At 27.4% G+C, this 18,187-nt stretch carries 17 protein-coding genes; 16 read left to right on the forward strand and 1 reads right to left on the reverse strand.

What is annotated here, in order from left to right:
* Positions 1-38: 38 nt before the first annotated feature.
* The 15 genes from ABDZ71_RS04075 (at position 39) to ABDZ71_RS04145 (ending at position 16,162) form a co-directional block, all read left to right on the forward strand.
* Positions 39-1,340, forward strand: coding sequence for a M16 family metallopeptidase (locus tag ABDZ71_RS04075; RefSeq protein ID WP_343759136.1), 1,302 nt, complete (start codon positions 39-41; stop codon positions 1,338-1,340).
* 76 nt (positions 1,341-1,416) lie between these two features.
* Positions 1,417-1,689, forward strand: a complete 273-nt coding sequence (locus ABDZ71_RS04080; RefSeq protein ID WP_343759138.1) for a YlmC/YmxH family sporulation protein — start codon at positions 1,417-1,419, stop codon at positions 1,687-1,689.
* A gap of 15 nt (positions 1,690-1,704) precedes the next feature.
* Positions 1,705-2,907 (forward strand): aspartate kinase, encoded by a 1,203-nt coding sequence (gene dapG, locus ABDZ71_RS04085; protein WP_343759940.1) that lies wholly within the window; start codon positions 1,705-1,707, stop codon positions 2,905-2,907.
* A gap of 88 nt (positions 2,908-2,995) precedes the next feature.
* Positions 2,996-3,679: a ClpP family protease gene (locus ABDZ71_RS04090; protein WP_343759139.1), complete on the forward strand. Its 684-nt coding sequence runs from the start codon at positions 2,996-2,998 to the stop codon at positions 3,677-3,679.
* Positions 3,680-3,893: 214 nt separating this feature from the next.
* Positions 3,894-6,227 (forward strand): FtsK/SpoIIIE family DNA translocase, encoded by a 2,334-nt coding sequence (locus ABDZ71_RS04095; RefSeq protein WP_425544689.1) that lies wholly within the window; start codon positions 3,894-3,896, stop codon positions 6,225-6,227.
* Between the two features lie 146 nt (positions 6,228-6,373).
* Positions 6,374-7,711: a 30S ribosomal protein S12 methylthiotransferase RimO gene (gene rimO, locus ABDZ71_RS04100; RefSeq protein WP_343759141.1), complete on the forward strand. Its 1,338-nt coding sequence runs from the start codon at positions 6,374-6,376 to the stop codon at positions 7,709-7,711.
* Positions 7,695-8,279 (forward strand): CDP-diacylglycerol--glycerol-3-phosphate 3-phosphatidyltransferase, encoded by a 585-nt coding sequence (pgsA, locus tag ABDZ71_RS04105; RefSeq protein ID WP_343759143.1) that lies wholly within the window; start codon positions 7,695-7,697, stop codon positions 8,277-8,279. The genes rimO and pgsA overlap by 17 nt, the downstream gene beginning before the upstream one ends.
* A gap of 355 nt (positions 8,280-8,634) precedes the next feature.
* Positions 8,635-9,696: a recombinase RecA gene (gene recA / locus ABDZ71_RS04110; protein ID WP_343759144.1), complete on the forward strand. Its 1,062-nt coding sequence runs from the start codon at positions 8,635-8,637 to the stop codon at positions 9,694-9,696.
* A 212-nt stretch (positions 9,697-9,908) separates the two neighbouring features.
* Positions 9,909-11,447: a ribonuclease Y gene (rny, locus tag ABDZ71_RS04115; RefSeq protein ID WP_343759145.1), complete on the forward strand. Its 1,539-nt coding sequence runs from the start codon at positions 9,909-9,911 to the stop codon at positions 11,445-11,447.
* Between the two features lie 148 nt (positions 11,448-11,595).
* Entirely contained in the window at positions 11,596-11,856 is a 261-nt protein-coding gene (locus ABDZ71_RS04120) for a stage V sporulation protein S (protein ID WP_050607215.1), read from the forward strand.
* Positions 11,857-12,022: 166 nt separating this feature from the next.
* Entirely contained in the window at positions 12,023-12,889 is an 867-nt protein-coding gene (locus ABDZ71_RS04125) for a decaprenyl-phosphate phosphoribosyltransferase (protein ID WP_343759149.1), read from the forward strand.
* A gap of 22 nt (positions 12,890-12,911) precedes the next feature.
* The gene (locus ABDZ71_RS04130; protein WP_343759151.1) at positions 12,912-14,189 is read left to right on the forward strand and encodes a hypothetical protein; all 1,278 of its coding nucleotides are present in this window, start codon (positions 12,912-12,914) and stop codon (positions 14,187-14,189) included.
* Positions 14,186-14,539, forward strand: coding sequence for an EamA family transporter (locus tag ABDZ71_RS04135; protein ID WP_343759153.1), 354 nt, complete (start codon positions 14,186-14,188; stop codon positions 14,537-14,539). Before ABDZ71_RS04130 ends, ABDZ71_RS04135 begins: the two co-directional genes overlap by 4 nt.
* Before the next feature lie 49 nt (positions 14,540-14,588).
* Positions 14,589-15,782, forward strand: coding sequence for a pyridoxal phosphate-dependent aminotransferase (locus tag ABDZ71_RS04140; RefSeq protein WP_343759155.1), 1,194 nt, complete (start codon positions 14,589-14,591; stop codon positions 15,780-15,782).
* Positions 15,783-15,904: 122 nt separating this feature from the next.
* A complete protein-coding gene (locus ABDZ71_RS04145; protein ID WP_343759157.1) occupies positions 15,905-16,162 on the forward strand; it encodes an HPr family phosphocarrier protein in 258 nt (85 codons plus the stop codon).
* Between the two features lie 31 nt (positions 16,163-16,193).
* On the opposite strand, the gene ABDZ71_RS04150 is transcribed toward ABDZ71_RS04145, so the two are convergent.
* The gene (locus ABDZ71_RS04150) at positions 16,194-16,412 is read right to left on the reverse strand and encodes a DUF378 domain-containing protein (protein ID WP_343759159.1); all 219 of its coding nucleotides are present in this window, start codon (positions 16,410-16,412) and stop codon (positions 16,194-16,196) included.
* Between the two features lie 323 nt (positions 16,413-16,735).
* Here ABDZ71_RS04150 and purB point away from each other — a divergent pair, with 323 nt between their 5' ends.
* Positions 16,736-18,169 carry an adenylosuccinate lyase gene (gene purB, locus ABDZ71_RS04155; RefSeq protein WP_343759162.1) on the forward strand — a complete coding sequence of 478 codons (1,434 nt, stop codon included), beginning with the start codon at positions 16,736-16,738 and terminating at the stop codon, positions 18,167-18,169.
* The last annotated feature ends 18 nt before the right edge of the window (positions 18,170-18,187 follow it).

Genomic DNA, 18,187 nt, shown 5'->3' on the forward strand with positions numbered 1-18,187 from the left:
TTTTATATGTTGTATTATATATTTTAGGAGGAAATGTAGTGTATAATTTGATTAAACTAAATAATGGTTTAAGAATAGTTCTAGAAAATATAGACTATGTAAAATCTGTTAGTGTAGGTATGTGGATAGAAAATGGTTCAAGAAATGAAAACAGAGATAACAATGGTATTTCTCATTTTATTGAACATATGATGTTTAAAGGAACAGAAAATAGAAATGCTTTTGAAATAGCAGATTGTATAGAAAGCATAGGGGGACAAATTAACGCCTTTACAGGTAAAGAGGCTACTTGTTACTATGTTAAAATATTAGATTCACATATAGATTTAGCTTTAGATGTTTTATCTGATATGATTTTTAATAGTAAAATGTTAAAAGAAGATATTGAAAAGGAAAAAGGAGTAATCATAGAGGAAATAAATATGAATGAAGATTCTCCAGAAGATGTTCTTTCAGATTTACATAGCAGTGCAATATGGGGAGAAGATCCAGTTTCTTATCCTATATTAGGAACTATTGATACTGTAAAATCATTTACTAGAGAAGAAATAGTAGATTATATGAATAGATACTATATACCAGAAAATTCAGTTATATCTATATGTGGTAATTTTGATACTAGTAAAATTCAGAATATGGTAGAAAAATATTTTGGAAGCTGGAAATCAGATAAAAATAAAAAAATAACTACATATTCTAATCCTAAGACATTTAATAGTAATCTTTTTAAAAAGAAAAATATAGAGCAATTACATATAAGTTTAGGTATGCCAGGTGTAGAACTTGGTAATGATCTTGTGTATCCTATTATTTTGGCCAATAATATTTTAGGAGGAGGAGCTTCTTCTATATTATTTCAAAAATTGAGAGAAGAAAAAGGATTTTGTTATAGCATATATTCTTATATGTCTTCTTTAAACAATACTGGTGTTAATGTTGTTTATGCAGGTTTAAATCCTAAGTATGCAGAGAATGCAATTTATCTAATAAAAGAAGAAATTAATAACTTTTATAAAAAAGGTATAAGTAAAGAAAAATTAATTAAAGCTAAAGAGCAATTAAAAGGTGGATATATATTAGGAATAGAAAGCACAAGCAGCAGAATGTTTAATAACGGTAAATCTGTTTTATTTTTAAATAGGATAAATAAGCCAGAAGATATTATAAATAAAATAGATGCAATAAATGAAGATAGTATAAGAGAAGCTATGGATATAGTTTATTCAAAGGGAATTTTAAATTCAGCCTTTGTAGGAGAAAATTTAGATTTAGATAAAATAACTAATATTATAGAAAAAAGTTCATATTCTTTTAAACAATCTAAGAAGAATTTCATATAATATATTTTGTAATAACTTCTAATTTTTTATCATAGTAATCAGTATAAATAATGTGATAAAATCTAGGAGGATTATTATGGATGATAATATAAAATATTATAGTGACATGGAGAGATATGAAATAATAAATGTTAATGATGGAGATAAATATGGATTTTTAGGTCAAAACGACGTAGTAATAGATGAGGATGGAAATTTAAAACTTTTAATAATAAACGAAAATAAAAGTAAATTTGGATTATTTGCTAAAAATCAATTTTTGGAAGTTCCTTGGGATCTAGTGAAAAAGATAGGGTCAAGAACAATAATATTAGACGCTGAAAGCGAGGATATAAAAAAAGCTCGTTAAGGAGTTGGATGAATGATGAAAATATTAGTACAAAAGTTTGGAGGAACATCTGTATCAGATGAAAAAAGAAGAAAACTAGTAGTTAAAAAGATAATTAAAGCAAAAAAAGAAGGTTATTATCCTGTAGTTGTTGTGTCTGCCATGGGTAGGAAAGGACAACCTTATGCTACAGATACCTTAAGAAGTTTAGTTGGAGATGAATTTTTAGGACAAAATATATTAGCTTCAGATTTACTTATGAGTTGTGGAGAACTTATAAGTACTGTAGTTATGAGTAAAGAACTATATAAAAGTAAAATAAATGCAGTGCCACTTATGGGTGGTCAAGCTGGAATAGTCACAGATAAAGAATTTAATAATGCCTCTGTAATTAGAGTAGAAACAAATAAAATATTAGATTTATTAAAAGAAGACAAGGTTCCAATAGTTGCAGGATTTCAAGGACAAAGTGAAGATGGATTTATAACAACTTTAGGAAGAGGCGGAAGTGATGTTACTGCAGCACTTTTAGGAGCAGCACTTAATGCTAAAAGCGTTGAAATATATACAGATGTAGATGGAATAATGACTGCAGATCCTAGAATAGTTTCTGATGCATCTTTAATAGAAGAAATAAGTTATAATGAAGTATTTCAATTTGCAGATCAAGGAGCTAAAGTAATACATCCAAGAGCTGTAGAAATTGCTATGAAATCTAATATACCTTTAGTAATTAAAAATACTTTAACAGACTGCGATGGAACTACTATAAGCAGTGTAGGAAATAGTAATTCTAAAAATGTAATAACTGGAATCACACATATGAGCGATAGAATGCAAGTAAATGTTCAACTAAAAGATAATAGTGAAAATAAAAGTTATAGAAGGCTATTTAATATATTAGCAGATAACTTTATAAGTATAGATTTAATTAACGTATTTCCAACTGAAAAAATATTTACTATAGATGATAAAGATTTTGATAAATTTGAAGCTTTAATGAAAGAAAAAGATCTTAAATATTCTTATGTTAAAGGATGTAGTAAAATTGCTATAATAGGAAGTAGAATGAGAGGAATTCCAGGTGTTATGGCAAAAATATTAAATGCTTTATCAAGAGGAGATATTGAAGTTTTACAAACTGCAGATTCTCATACTACTATATGGTGTTTAGTTCCAGGAGAAGATACTAAAAAAGCTATAAAAGTATTGCATGATGAATTTGAATTAGGTGTATAAATCTTCCTTAAAAAATTAGATATATAAAAATAAATGAATACTCTCTCTACCATATGAGCAAAATAATCATATGGTAGGAGGGAATTTCATGTCAGATGAGAAAAAAAATATTGAAAAAGAAAAAAGAGAATCAATAAAAGAGTTAGGTACTTTAAATGATTTACCTAAACAAGAAGATAGAATACAAGTGTTACCTATAATAGGCCAAATTGAAGGGCATATGGCAGTATCACCTCAAACTAAGGCCACCAAATATGAACATATAATTCCGCAACTTATAGCACTTGAGACTTCTAAAACAGTAGAAGGAGTTTTTATAATATTAAATACAGTAGGTGGAGATGTTGAAGCAGGTCTTGCTATATCTGAAATGATAAGAAGTTTAAGTAAGCCTACAGTATCTCTTGTTATAGGTGGAGGTCATTCTATAGGAGTGCCTTTAGCTACTTCAGCAGATTATTCATTTATATCTCCTACAGCAACTATGATAGTTCATCCTATAAGAATGAATGGATTAGTTATAGGTGTTCCTCAAACTTTTGATTATTTTAAAAAGATGCAGGAGCGTATATTAGAATTTATAGTAAGAACTTCAAAAATAGATAAAAAAACTTTAGAAGGCTTTATGCTTAAGACAAATGATTTGTTAAATGATATGGGAACTATATTAATTGGAAAACAAGCAGTTGATTGTGGTATTATAGATGAAGTTGGTGGTATAAGCAAGGCTTTAAAGAAATTGGATAGTTTGATAGAGGAAAATAATAAGTAATTATAAGCCATAGAATTTTAAAATTCTATGGCACTTTAATGCTTTTATAAGTAAAATATTTCTTTGTTTTTTATAAAATCAATATTTTTTCTTTTAGAATTTTATTTAAATGTGCCTTAATGAGAATTTTCTATTAACAAACATATCTTTGATATTTTAATAGAAAGGAATAATTAATTTTAGTGTAGAATTTATATAAGGAGGTGGATGAAAAGTGGCGAAAAAAACAAGAAGAAAAACTAAAAATACTAAAGAAAATAATAAATCTAAATTAAAAGGAAGTAATGATATAAATGGAATAATACTTATTTGTTTAGGGATTTTTGTGCTCTTTAGTGTATTTGCATCTAATTCTATGGGAATAGTAGGTGTTTTTATAAAAAAGATACTTATAGCCATGGTAGGCTTAGGCGCTTTAACATTTCCAATTCTTATGATATTTATAGGAGTATGTATTATATCTAAAAAGAATAAAATTAATTTTAATTCTAAGTTTTATGGAATAGTTATATTTTTAGTTACAACCTTATTGCTTATACAGATGGTTTTACTTGAAGAATATGATGGAAATAATGTTGTACAAGTTATGGAAAACTTTTATAACAGTAAAGATATCATTCATGGAGGACTTTTATCTTATTCTTTAGATAAACCACTTTTTAAACTTTTTGGAAGTGTAGGATCTTATATAATATTTTTATGTCTTTATATAATATCTTTTATATTAATATTCCAAGTTTCTTTAAGTAGCGTTTTTAAAGGAGTAAATTCAAAATCTAAAGATTTTACTAAGAAAATTAATGTTAAAGATGGCTCCGAAGATAAAAAAGAAAAAATGTATAGTGAACCTAATTATAAGGATGATGAAGACAGTAAGAAAGATAAATTTATAAAAAATGTTACTAATAAAATTAAAATTTTAGATTTTATGAAATCTAAAGATGATATAGAAGACTCTAGGGATAAAGATAAGAAAGAAGAAATAAATATAGTAGACAGTAGTGAAGACACAAATAGTAGAGAAAGCAGTAATATGCCTTTAGAAGATGCTGTGTCTATTGATGAGGAATTAAATAAAAAATTAGATCATGAAAGTAAAAACCCTATTGTAGATTATACATATCCAGGCTTAGAACTTTTAAAGGAAAATAATAAGTCTAAACTTGGTAAACAGGATAAACAAGAATTATTAGAAAATGCTAATAAATTAGAAGAAACATTAAGTAGTTTTGGTGTAGAGGCTAAAGTAATTCAAGTAAGTAAAGGTCCATCAGTTACTAGATTTGAACTTCAACCAAGTGTTGGTGTTAAAGTTAGCAAAATTGTTAATTTAGCAGATGATATAGCTTTAAATTTAGCAGCTTCAGCAGTTAGAATAGAAGCTCCAATACCAGGTAAATCAGCTGTTGGTATTGAAGTTCCAAACAAAGTTTTAACTCCTGTATATTTAAGAGAAGTTATAGAATCAGATAAGTTTACAAACTTTAATAAGGGGCTAGCCTTTGCTCTTGGAAAAGATATAAGTGGAAATTGTGCAGTGGCAGATATTGCAGGAGCTCCCCATCTTTTAATTGCAGGAGCTACAGGTTCTGGTAAAAGTGTATGTATAAATTCACTTATACTTAGTATTTTATATAAATATTCACCAGAGAACGTAAAACTTCTTATGATCGATCCTAAGGTAGTAGAACTTAGTATATATAACGGAATACCTCATCTTTTAATACCCGTTGTTACTGACCCTAAGAAGGCAGCAGGAGCTTTAAATTGGGCTGTAAATGAAATGGATAAAAGATACGAACTTTTTGCTCAAAACAATGTTAGAAGTATAGAAAGCTATAATAAATTATATGAAAAAGGTAAAATAGATAATAAACTTCCATATGTGGTTATTATAATAGACGAACTTGCAGATCTTATGATGGTATCAGCAAGTGATGTGGAAAATTATATAGCAAGACTTGCACAAAAGGCTAGAGCGGCAGGAATGCATCTTGTAATTGCAACTCAAAGGCCATCAGTAGATGTAATAACTGGTATGATAAAGGCAAATATACCTTCTAGAATATCCTTTGCAGTATCAAGTTCTATAGATTCTAGAACAATACTAGATATGTCTGGTGCAGAAAAGCTTTTAGGAAAAGGAGATATGTTATTTTTCCCATCAGGAGATTCAAAACCTACTAGAATACAAGGAGCTTTTATTTCTGAAAGTGAAGTAGAAAAAGTTGTTGAAAATATAAAGAAAAGTCAAGGAGAAGCAGACTATAGAGAAGAAATAATAGATAAAATAGATACAGCAACTAATGTATCTAATGGAGAAGAAGATGAACTTTTAGGAGAGGCTATAAAAATAACAGTTAACCAAGGTAAAATTTCAGCTTCCTTTATACAAAGAAGATTAAAAGTAGGATATAATAGGGCAGCTAGAATTATAGAACAGATGGAAGATAGAGGGATAATATCTCAAAGGGAAGGTAATAAAGCAAGACAGGTTGTTATAGATGAAAATGACCCTATTTATGGAAAGTATTTTGATAAAAATTAATTATTAAAGATAAATATATTTTATAGTACTTGTAAAATAATTAAAGTAGTTTTAAAATAGTTTTTAGGCATGTAAAAATAAATAATAAATTTATTTTTATGCTTTTAGGCACTAATTTTAAATAACTTTAGGAGGGCAAATAGTAAGTGAATAAGTTTAAAGTGGCACTAATAAGTTTAGGTTGTGACAAGAATAGAATAGATTCAGAAATAATGCTTAGTAATTTAAATGGAGAAGGAGTTATAGTAGAGGATCCTAAAGAAGCAGATGTAGTCATTGTAAACACTTGTGGGTTCATTGAAGAATCAAAGCAACAATCGATAAATACTATTTTAGAGATGGCAGAATATAAAAAAAGTTATAATTGCAAGGTTTTAATAGCTACCGGTTGTTTAACTCAAAGGTATAAAGAAGATATAGAAAAACTTATACCAGAGATAGATATAATTTTAGGAGTTAATGATTATGATAAGCTTTTAGATAGTATAAAAAGATTTATAAAAAAAGGAGATAAGAGTTTTTATTATAATTATAGTGATAAAGTTATAAATGAAGGAAGAAGAATTTTAACTACTCCATCCTATTCTTCTTATGTAAGGATAGCAGAAGGTTGTAATAATTTTTGTACATACTGTATTATCCCTAAAATAAGGGGTAAATATAGAAGTAGAAAGAAAGAAAACATATTAAAAGAAGTAGAAAATTTAGCATCTCAAGGAGTAAAAGAAATAATACTTATAGCTCAAGACACTACTATGTATGGAATAGATTTATATGGTAAAAAAATTTTACCAGAGCTTTTAAGAGATATTTCAAAAGTAGAAGGTGTAGAGTGGATAAGAATACTTTATTGTTATCCAGAAGAAATAACAGATGAACTTGTAAAAGAAATGGCAGATAACAAAAAAGTCTGTAAGTACTTAGATATTCCTATTCAGCATATAAGTAATAATATATTAAAAAGAATGGGAAGAAAAACTAACAAAGAGGCAATATTAAACATAATAGAAAAACTTAGAGAAAACATAGAAGGTATAACTTTAAGAACTTCTTTAATTGTAGGATTCCCAGGAGAAACTAAGGAAGATTTTGAAGAACTTAAAGATTTTATAAAAGATACAAAACTTGATAAAGTTGGAGTTTTTAAATATTCAAAAGAAGAAGGAACACCAGCAGCTATTATGGAAAATCAAATAGATGAAGAAGTAAAAGAAAAAAGAGAAGAAGAAATAATGATACTTCAACAAGGGGTTTCAAGAGATATAAATAGCGATAAAATAGGAAAATGCTATGATGTATTAGTAGAAGAATTTAAAGATAATATGTGGTATGGAAGAAGCTTTGAAATGTCACCAGAAATTGATGGAGATATATCTTTTAAAGGTAATAAAGATATAAAAATTGGTGATATAATTAAAGTTATGATAACTCATGCTTTAGAATATGATTTAATAGGAGTTGTTCAGGATGAATCTTGCAAATAAATTGACAATTTTAAGAATTTTTTTAGTTCCTATATTTCTTGTTTTTATTACAATTAAAGATATACCCTATGGTACAGTTATAGCTACAGCTATATTTATAATTGCTTCTATAACAGATAAACTTGATGGGTACATAGCAAGAAGTAGAAACCAAGTAACTAAATTTGGTAAGTTTATGGATCCTTTAGCAGATAAGCTTTTAGTTACAGCAGCATTAATTTGTTTAGTAGATTTTCAAATAATACCAGGAGTAGTTGCTATAATAATAATCGCTAGAGAATTTGCAGTAACAGGCCTTAGAACTATAGCTTCTTCAGAAGGTATAGTTATAGCAGCGAGTAAATGGGGAAAATTAAAAACAGTTATACAAATAATAGCCATAATATTTGGCCTTGTAAATTTAAATTACCATAACAATATATCTATATTAAATTTTATAATGGATGTAACAAATAAAAATTTACAAACAATCACTGATTTTATGATGATTCTTGCAGCTATTATAACTATAATATCTGGAGTAGATTATTTTGTTAAAAATAAAGAAGTAATTAGACATGATAAATAGGTTTAGTTATATATTTACTTGTCAATAATTAAAATAAAAGTTCCTTGAAGGGGCTTTTATTTGTATTTATTATTAAGGCATATTTAAATAAATAACTAGATAGTTTTTAGCTGTTTTGTAAAGTGATTTTTCTTTAGAATACACTTATAGAGGGATTTCTAGTGAAAACTAAAGAGAAAGTTTAAAAAAATAGCTTTGAATTTTTAATATATTATTTATTTTAATATGCAAAATGTTAAATTATATATTTACTACAAAGTTTAAATTTATGATTTTATTCTTGACCTTACTCTAAAAATAATATATAATTTTAATTAGAACGGATGTTCGTAAAATTAAGGAGGTAGGTTATTTTATGGCAAATAATATAAATACAGATAAATTAAAAGCAATAGAATCAGCAATGTCACAAATAGAAAAACAATTTGGTAAAGGTTCAGTAATGAAATTAGGAGAAGAAAGCATATTAAATGTTGAATCAATATCTACTGGAAGTTTAGATCTTGATATAGCCCTTGGAATAGGGGGAGTACCAAGAGGAAGAATAGTAGAAGTTTTTGGACCTGAATCTTCAGGTAAAACAACAGTAGCTCTACATATGATAGCAGAAGCTCAAAAGGCAGGAGGCACAGCAGCCTTTATAGATGCAGAACATGCCTTAGATCCTGGCTATGCTAGAAATTTAGGGGTTGATATTGAAAGTTTAATAGTTTCACAACCAGATACTGGAGAACAGGCTTTAGAAATAACAGAAGCATTAGTTAGATCTGGTGCAATAGATATAATAGTTATAGATTCAGTAGCAGCTTTAGTTCCAAGAGCAGAAATAGAAGGAGAAATGGGAGATTCTCATGTAGGACTTCAAGCAAGACTTATGTCTCAAGCATTAAGAAAATTAACCGGTTCTATAAATAAAACAAAATGTGTAACAGTATTTATAAACCAATTAAGAGAAAAAGTAGGTATTATGTTTGGAAATCCTGAAACAACTCCCGGTGGTAGAGCACTTAAGTTTTATTCATCTGTAAGACTTGATGTAAGAAGAATAGATTCTATAAAACAAGGAGATGCTATTTTAGGAAATAGAACAAGAGTAAAAGTAACTAAAAATAAAGTAGCTCCTCCATTTAAAAAAGCAGAATTTGATATTATGTATAACGAAGGAATTTCAAAAGAGGGAAATATATTAGACGTTGGTGTTAGAGAAGAATTAGTTCAAAAAAGCGGGTCATGGTATTCTTATAACGATACAAGATTAGGGCAAGGAAGAGAAAATGCTAAACAATTTTTAAAGGAAAATCCTAAAATGTCATTAGAAATAGAAAATAATATCAGAAAAAAATATAATTTGCCTATAAATGTAGAAGAAAAGGAAGCTTCACAAAATAATAAAAAAACTGAAACTACTAAAAAATAAATTTATTAATTAAATATATTTTTGCTTTAGAAAATAAAAAAATATTAATCTTCTATATTAGTTGATATCAGCTTGACAATGGAAAAGTTTTAATATAAAATTAAGACAAAATCTGGTTTAGCATATATGGTCCAATTGAATAGTATGACACCTTTTCTAAGCTTCATGTTACTTAATATATAAAGCTCAAAAAAGCAAAGGAGGTGTTTTAAATGGGTCCTATATATATAATAGTTGCAGTAGTTATAATAATAATATTGTTTATTATAGGTTTGTATGTTGTAGATAAAAAAGCTAAAGATAAACTATCGAAAGCAGCTGAAGAAGCTCACAGATTGAGAGAAGATGCTGAAAGAGATGTTGAATCTAAGAAGAAAGAAGCTATATTAGAATCCAAAGAAGAAGCTCATAGACTAAGAGCAGAAGTAGAAAAAGAAGTTAGAGAAAGACGTAACGAGGTTCAGCGTCTTGAAAGAAGAGTAATTCAAAAAGAAGAATCTTTAGATAAAAAGGGTGAAGCTCTTGAGAAAAAAGAAGATTTCTTAAGCAAAAAACAAGGCGAAATAGAACACAAAGAAAACAGTATCCAGGAGCTTTATGATAAACAAAGAACAGAACTTGAAAGAATTTCTTCACTAACTAGTGAAGAAGCAAAGGAAATATTATTAGAAGAGGTTAGAAAAGAAATAAAACATGAATCTGCAATGCTTGTAAAAGAAATAGAAACTAAAGCAAAAGAAGAGGCAGAAAAGAAGGCTAGAGAAATCATTACATACGCCGTTCAAAGATGCGCAGCAGATCATGTAGCAGAAACTACAGTACACGTAGTTAATCTTCCTAACGATGAAATGAAGGGAAGAATTATAGGTAGAGAAGGAAGAAATATCAGAACATTAGAAACACTTACTGGGGTTGATTTAATAATAGATGATACACCAGAAGCAGTCGTTTTATCTGGTTTTGATCCTATAAGGAGAGAAGTTGCCAGAATTGCTTTAGAAAAATTAATAGTAGATGGAAGAATTCATCCAGCAAGAATAGAAGAGATGGTTGAAAAAGCTAAGAAAGAAGTAGAAAGTGATATAAAAGAAGAGGGAGAACAAGCTACCTTTGAAACTGGTATACACGGTCTTCACATGGAATTAATTAGATTACTTGGAAGACTTAAATATAGAACTAGTTATGGTCAAAATGTTTTAAAACATTCCATAGAAGTAGCTTACCTATCAGGACTTATAGCTTCAGAACTTGGCATGGAACCAACACTTGCTAAGAGAGTTGGATTACTTCATGATATAGGTAAAGCTGTAGATCATGAAATAGAAGGTCCACATGCTATAATAGGAGCTGAAATGGCTAAAAAGTACAGAGAATCACAAACAGTTGTAAATGCTATAGCAGCCCATCATGGTGATGAAGAACCTAAATCTCTAGAGGCAGTGATTGTTCAAGCTGCAGATGCTATATCAGCAGCAAGACCAGGTGCTAGAAGAGAAACTTTAGAGGCCTATATAAAAAGGCTTGAAAAGTTAGAAGAAATTGCAAATCAGTGTGAAGGTGTAGAAAAGTCATATGCAATTCAAGCTGGAAGAGAAATTAGAATTATGGTTAAACCAGAAGTAATAGATGATGCAGAATGTACAGAAATGGCTAGAAATGTTGTTAAAACTATAGAAAGCGAATTAGAATATCCAGGACAAATAAAGATAAATGTAATTCGTGAAACTAGAGCCATAGAGTACGCAAAATAAAAACAAAATAATAAAAATAAATTCCTTTTAATTTTAAAATTTACTAAGATTTACAAAAATTAAAAGGAATTTTCTATTTTTTGTAGAATATATATACTAAATAGATATGACAATAAACAAAAATAAAGTTAATATAGGAGGTTTACTTATGGAAGTATTAAAAGTTTCAGCAAAATCAAGTCCAAATTCAGTGGCAGGAGCTTTAGCAGGGGTACTAAGAGAAAGAGGAGCTGCTGAAATACAAGCAATAGGAGCAGGTGCTATAAACCAAGCTATAAAAGCTGTTGCTATAGCTAGAGGCTTTGTTGCTCCAAGTGGTATCGATTTAATATGTATACCAGCATTTACTGATATAGAAATTGATGGTGAAGAAAGAACGGCTATAAAACTTATAATACAGCCTAGATAAAATTCACATAATATTTAAATATAAAGGGCTTGAATTAAATTCAAGTCCTTTAATTTGCGTTAAAAATATGTTAAATTATAATAGTATAAATATGATGTCAGATAAAAGGGAAAAAATTACACTGAATTATATATAATTATGAGGAAGACTTAAGAGGAGTGAGTGTATGAATATAAAGGCTATTCTTCAATTGATGAGGCCTAAACAGTGGATAAAGAATTTTTTTGTGTTTGCAGCTATAATATTTTCTGGAAACCTATTAAATTTAAATCTACTTAAAATTAACATTGTAACATTTATATTATTTTGCTTAACATCATCAACTATATACGTATTAAATGACATAGTTGATTTAGAAAAGGATCAAAAGCATCCAGAGAAAAGAAAAAGACCACTTCCAAGTGGAAAAGTATCTAAAAATACTGCTATAATTTTAGATATAGTTATATTTCTTGTTGTAATGTTTACATCTTATAAGTTTGTTAGTTATAGAATAATGCTTATATATATGACTTACATAATAACTAATATAATGTATTGTTTTAAGCTTAAAAACGTAGTTATATTAGATGTTATGCTTATAACATTAGGATTTGTACTTAGAGTTGAAAGTGGAAGTATAGCTACAGGGGTTAGAGTATCTCCTTGGTTATTTTTGTGTACTATATTGTTGTCTTTATTTTTAGCATTAAATAAAAGAAAAAGCGAAATTATAACATTAAAAGACAAGAGAGGATCCCACAGAAAGATTTTAGAAGATTATTCTATAGAATTATTAGATAATATGCTTACTATTGTAACGCCATCTATATTAATATCTTATTGTTTATATACTTTTAGTTCTGTACAAAGTAGAAGTATGATGTATACTATTCCTTTTGTATTATATGGTATATTTAGATATCAATATTTAATGACTAAAAATAACATTGGTGGCAAGCCAGAAGACGTATTTCAAAAGGACATCCCTTTTTTAGTAGATATAATACTATGGGTTTTGTCAATTGGTGTTATAATATACATGAAGCTTTAGGAGAGGGGTATATATAAATACTATGTATGGAAGTTTAGAAGTAATGAGTAATAAAAAAAATAGTAATAGTACTATTTATTATAAAATTATTATGATAATATCACTTTTATTTTGTATTTTATGGGTAAGTTTTATAAATACAAAGCCATTTTCAGATTTTCAGTATTATTATAATTTATCAGTTCAAATAGCAAATGGTGGTTCCTGGGGAAATACCTATACATCTGTAGGTTATTGTATAATACTTGGAGGAATATTTAAACTATTTGGAGCAAGTGTATTAAAGGCTAAAATATTTAATATAGTTCTTGCTTTTTTAAATAATTTTATTTTTTATAGATTATTAAAAAAATTAGATATAGATGAGAAACGTATGAAGATAGTTTTTACTATTTTTGCATTTTTCCCTAACAATATATTTTATACTAGTGTACTTGGAACAGAAATATTATTTACTACAATGCTTTTATTAGTTACTAATGTTTATTTTGGTAATTTTAAATATAAATATATATTACTAGGAGTATTAACTGGTGTAATAACTATAATAAAACCATTTTTTATGGTCTTTGCCTTTGCAGTATTTTTAGTTGAACTTTTAAAAGAAAAAAAGTTTTTACATTCTTTAAAATGCAGTTTAACTATATTTGTAGTTTCAGCTATATGTATAGCTCCTTGGATTTATAGAAATACAAAAATGATGGGACAATATACATATGTATCAAATAATGATGGTATAGTATTATACATAAATAATAATTCTGAGAATACTTTTGGAAGATGGATGGCAGCTGCAGATGTTAAAGATTCTTTAGTTAAAAAGGAAGAATATAAAAAAGCTAATATGACTGAAAAAAATCATATGTTAAAAAAAGAAGCTAATAAGTGGATAAAAGCTCATCCAAAGGAATTTTTAGTATTAGGTACAAAAAGACTTGTTAATACATATTTTTTAGGTGACGATATAGGATATAGTACCTATGGATCTGGTTTAAGTAGTCAAACTAAATTTAAAATGGTAGTAAAATCTACTATTCTTAAAAATATATTTTTTATACCAGCTATAATATATATATTACTTTATAGCATATTTATACTGTATAAAATCATAAAAAGACAAACAGAAACTTTAAATAAATTTAATTTATATATTACAGTAATATTTTACATGTTTACAACAATATATTTTGTAACAGAAGGACAAGCTAGATATGCCTTTCCTTTAATATTTATAATTATATATTTTTGGTTTTATATAGTAAAATATTTAGTATTACTATTTAAGGAGTTTATAAAATGATATATTTAATATTAGCATCGGTTTTCTTAAGTTCTTTAGGACAAATACTTGTAAAATACGGAGCAGGAAATTTAGATTTAAATTTTGCTACAGGAGCAATAAGTAGTATAATTCAAATTTTGAAAAACGTACCGGTAATGGCTGGAATAATAACTTATGGACTAAGCTTTCTTTTATGGATAAAAGTACTTAGTAAAGTTGAACTTAGTTATGCATATCCTATGGTTAGTTTAGGCTATGTTTTAGTTATGATATTCTCTTATTTTGTTTTTAAAGAAAATATAACTTTTATAAGAGTTTTAGGAGTTGTTTTTATAATAACAGGAGTAATATTAATAGCAAGAAGTTAGTGTTTTATATTTAATTTAATATATAGGTTTAATAAAGGGAGGCAAAGTAATGAATTTATCTAAAAAAGCTACTAAGATTGAACCATCTTTAACATTAGCAATAACTGCAAAAGCTAAAAAAATGAAAGCAGAAGGATTAGATGTAGTAGGATTTGGAGCAGGAGAGCCAGATTTTGATACACCTTCAAACATTAAAAACGCAGCTATAAAAGCTATAGAAGAAGGATTTACAAAATATACTTCAGCATCTGGAATAGATGATCTTAAAAAAGCTATAGCAAATAAACTTAAAGAAGATAACAATCTTACTTACAAAAACAGTCAAATAATTGTAAGCACAGGAGCAAAACAGTGTTTATCTAACGTATTTGAAACTATATTAAATCCAGGAGATGAAATTATATTAGGATCACCTTATTGGGTAAGTTATCCAGAACTTATGAAGTTATATGAAGGTGTTCCAGTATTTATTGAAACAAAAGAAGAAAAAGGATTTAAATTTACTGTTAGTGATTTAGAAAAAGCATTAACTTCAAAAACTAAAGGACTTTTATTAAACAGTCCAAATAATCCTACAGGTACTTTATATACTGAGGAAGAATTAAAAGAAATAGCTGAATTTGCTAAAAAACATGATCTTATAATAATTTCAGATGAAATATATGAAAAACTTGTATATGGTGATGAAAAACATGTAAGTATAGCTTCTTTATCAGAAGATGCTTATAATAGAACTGTTGTAATAAATGGTATGTCAAAAGCTTATTCTATGACTGGTTGGAGAATAGGATATGCAGCAGGACCAGAAGATATAATAAAAGTTATGAGCAGCATTCAAAGCCATACAACTTCAAATCCAAATTCTATAGCACAATATGCATCTGTTGAAGCTTTAAATGGAGATAAAACTGCATTAAATGCTATGGTAAAAGAATTTTCTAAAAGAAGAGACTATATGGTAGATAAAATTAACGCTACTGAAAACATTAGCTGTGTTAAGCCAAAGGGTGCTTTTTACGTAATGGTTAATATTTCAAAGCTTATAAATAAATCAGTTTGTGGGCAAACTATAAAGGATTCAATGAGTTTTTCTAAAATACTTTTAGAAGAAGAAAATGTAGCTGTAATACCAGGAATAGCTTTTGGATCAGATGAATTTATTAGACTATCATATGCTACATCTATGGAAAATATAGAAAAAGGTTTAAATAGAATAGCTGATTTTGTAGGAAAAGCACAATAATTTTATTAGTTTTACATTAATTTTACATTTTAGTAATTAAATGTGTTGAAAACTGTAGAATTAATGGTATAATTATAAATGTGTGCTATTAAACAAATTCATAAAAAGAGGTGGAGAACAAAATGGTAGAAAGAGAATTAGTAGTAAATGCTTCAACTGGCTTACATGCTAGACCAGCAACTTTACTAGTAAAAAAAGCATCATCATTTAAATCAGATTTATCAATCGAATTTAATGGTAAAAAAGCTAATATCAAAAGTCTTATAGGAGTTCTTTCTTTAGGAGTAGTGAAAGGCGCTAATATAAAACTTGTAGCTTCTGGAGATGACGAAACTCTAGCAGTAGAAGAATTAGCTAAACTAATAAATACATTAGAATAATATAAAAAATAAAAGGCTCTAAGAGGGCCTTTTATTTATAAGCTTTTCTTTTAGTGCTTAACCAAAAATAAATTAGATAAATACCAGCAACTCCTACTAAAATGTAAATTATTCTTCCTATGAAGTTGGCAGGTTCTCCAAAAATAGCTCCGATTAAATTAAAATTAAATAATCCTATAAGTCCCCAATTTAAGGCTCCTATTATAACTAATATAAATGATAGTTTGTCTATTAAACTTAATTTATACATATATGTATCCTCCTTTAAGGATGTAATTTATATCTTACTAAAGTATATTAGTTATGATAAGAAATAGAACTATAAATTTTTAAACTTAATTCTTATAAAAATAAATCATAAGTTAAATAAGATGGGGATATTTTCTTAAAATTAATAAATTAAATATTAGAAAAAAATAAAATTAAATATAATTGCATTTAATTTTTAATACATATAGAATGGAATTCTAACATTATACGAATATAATGTTTTTAAAAATAAAAAATATATGTTATAATGTGAATGAAAAATAATTATATATATATAATATACGCACGGAGGGATAGAATAAAATGAGAAATACATATAACAGTCCTTTAAATAAAAGATATGCATCTAAAGAAATGAGTTATTTATTTTCAGAAGAGATGAAATTTAAAACTTGGAGAAAGCTATGGGTAGCTTTAGCTGAAAGTGAAAAAGAATTAGGACTAAATATTACAGATGAGCAATTAAAAGAATTAAAAGATAATATTGAAAATATAAATTATGAAGTAGCAGAAGAAAGAGAAAAAGTAGTAAGACATGATGTTATGAGCCATGTATATGCTTATGGAGTTCAATGTCCAAGTGCTAAAGGAATTATACATTTAGGAGCTACTAGCTGCTATGTAGGAGATAACACAGATTTAATCATAATGAAAGAAGCACTACTTTTAGTTAAAAAGAAATTAGTAAATGTTATAAATTTATTAAGTAACTTTGCTTTAAAATATAAAGAAATTCCTACATTAGGATTTACTCATCTTCAACCAGCTCAGCTTACTACAGTAGGTAAAAGAGCTACATTATGGATTCAAGATTTAGTAATGGATATTGAAAAATTAGATTTTACAATAGATAGTACTTTAAGATTTAGAGGAGTAAAAGGAACTACAGGAACCCAAGCAAGTTTTATGGAACTATTTGATGGAGATGAAGAAAAAGTAAAAGAATTAGATAAAAAAGTAACTGAAAAATTAGGATTCTCAAAAGAATTTATGGTTACAGGTCAAACTTATACAAGAAAAGTTGATTCTGTAGTTTTAAATATGTTATCTGAAATAGCTCAAAGTGCTTATAAATTCAGTAATGATTTAAGATTACTTCAAAATATGAAAGAAGTAGAAGAACCTTTTGGTAAAAATCAAATAGGATCTTCGGCTATGGCATATAAGAGAAATCCAATGAGATCTGAAAGAATGGGAGCACTATCAAGATATGTTATAGTAGATGCATTAAACCCAGCAATAACTGCTTCAACTCAATGGTTTGAAAGAACATTAGATGATTCAGCTAATAAAAGAATATCTGTTGCAGAAGCTTTCTTAGCTTTAGATGGTGTACTTAACTTATATATGAATATATCAGAAAACATGGTAGTTTACGAAAAAGTTATAGCAAGTCATGTTGATAGAGAATTACCATTTATGGCTACTGAAAACATAATGATGGAAGCAGTTAAAAAAGGTGGAGACAGACAAGAACTTCATGAAAGAATAAGAGAACATTCTATGGAAGCTGCTAAAAGAGTAAAACAAGAAGGTCTTGATAACGACCTTATATCTAGAATTATAGAAGATGATTCTTTTGGACTTTCTAAAGAAGAAATATTAGCTTTAATAGATGCTAAAAAGTTTGTAGGTAGAGCTCCAGGTCAAGTAGTTGCTTTTGTAAATGAGGCAGTTAAGCCTATATTAGAAGAAAATAAAGATGCTTTAGGAGAAAAAGCTGAAATAACAGTATAAAATATTTAAATAACAAAG

The organism is Clostridium oceanicum, assembly GCF_039521385.1.
GTDB classification, from domain to species: domain Bacteria; phylum Bacillota; class Clostridia; order Clostridiales; family Clostridiaceae; genus Clostridium_F; species Clostridium_F oceanicum.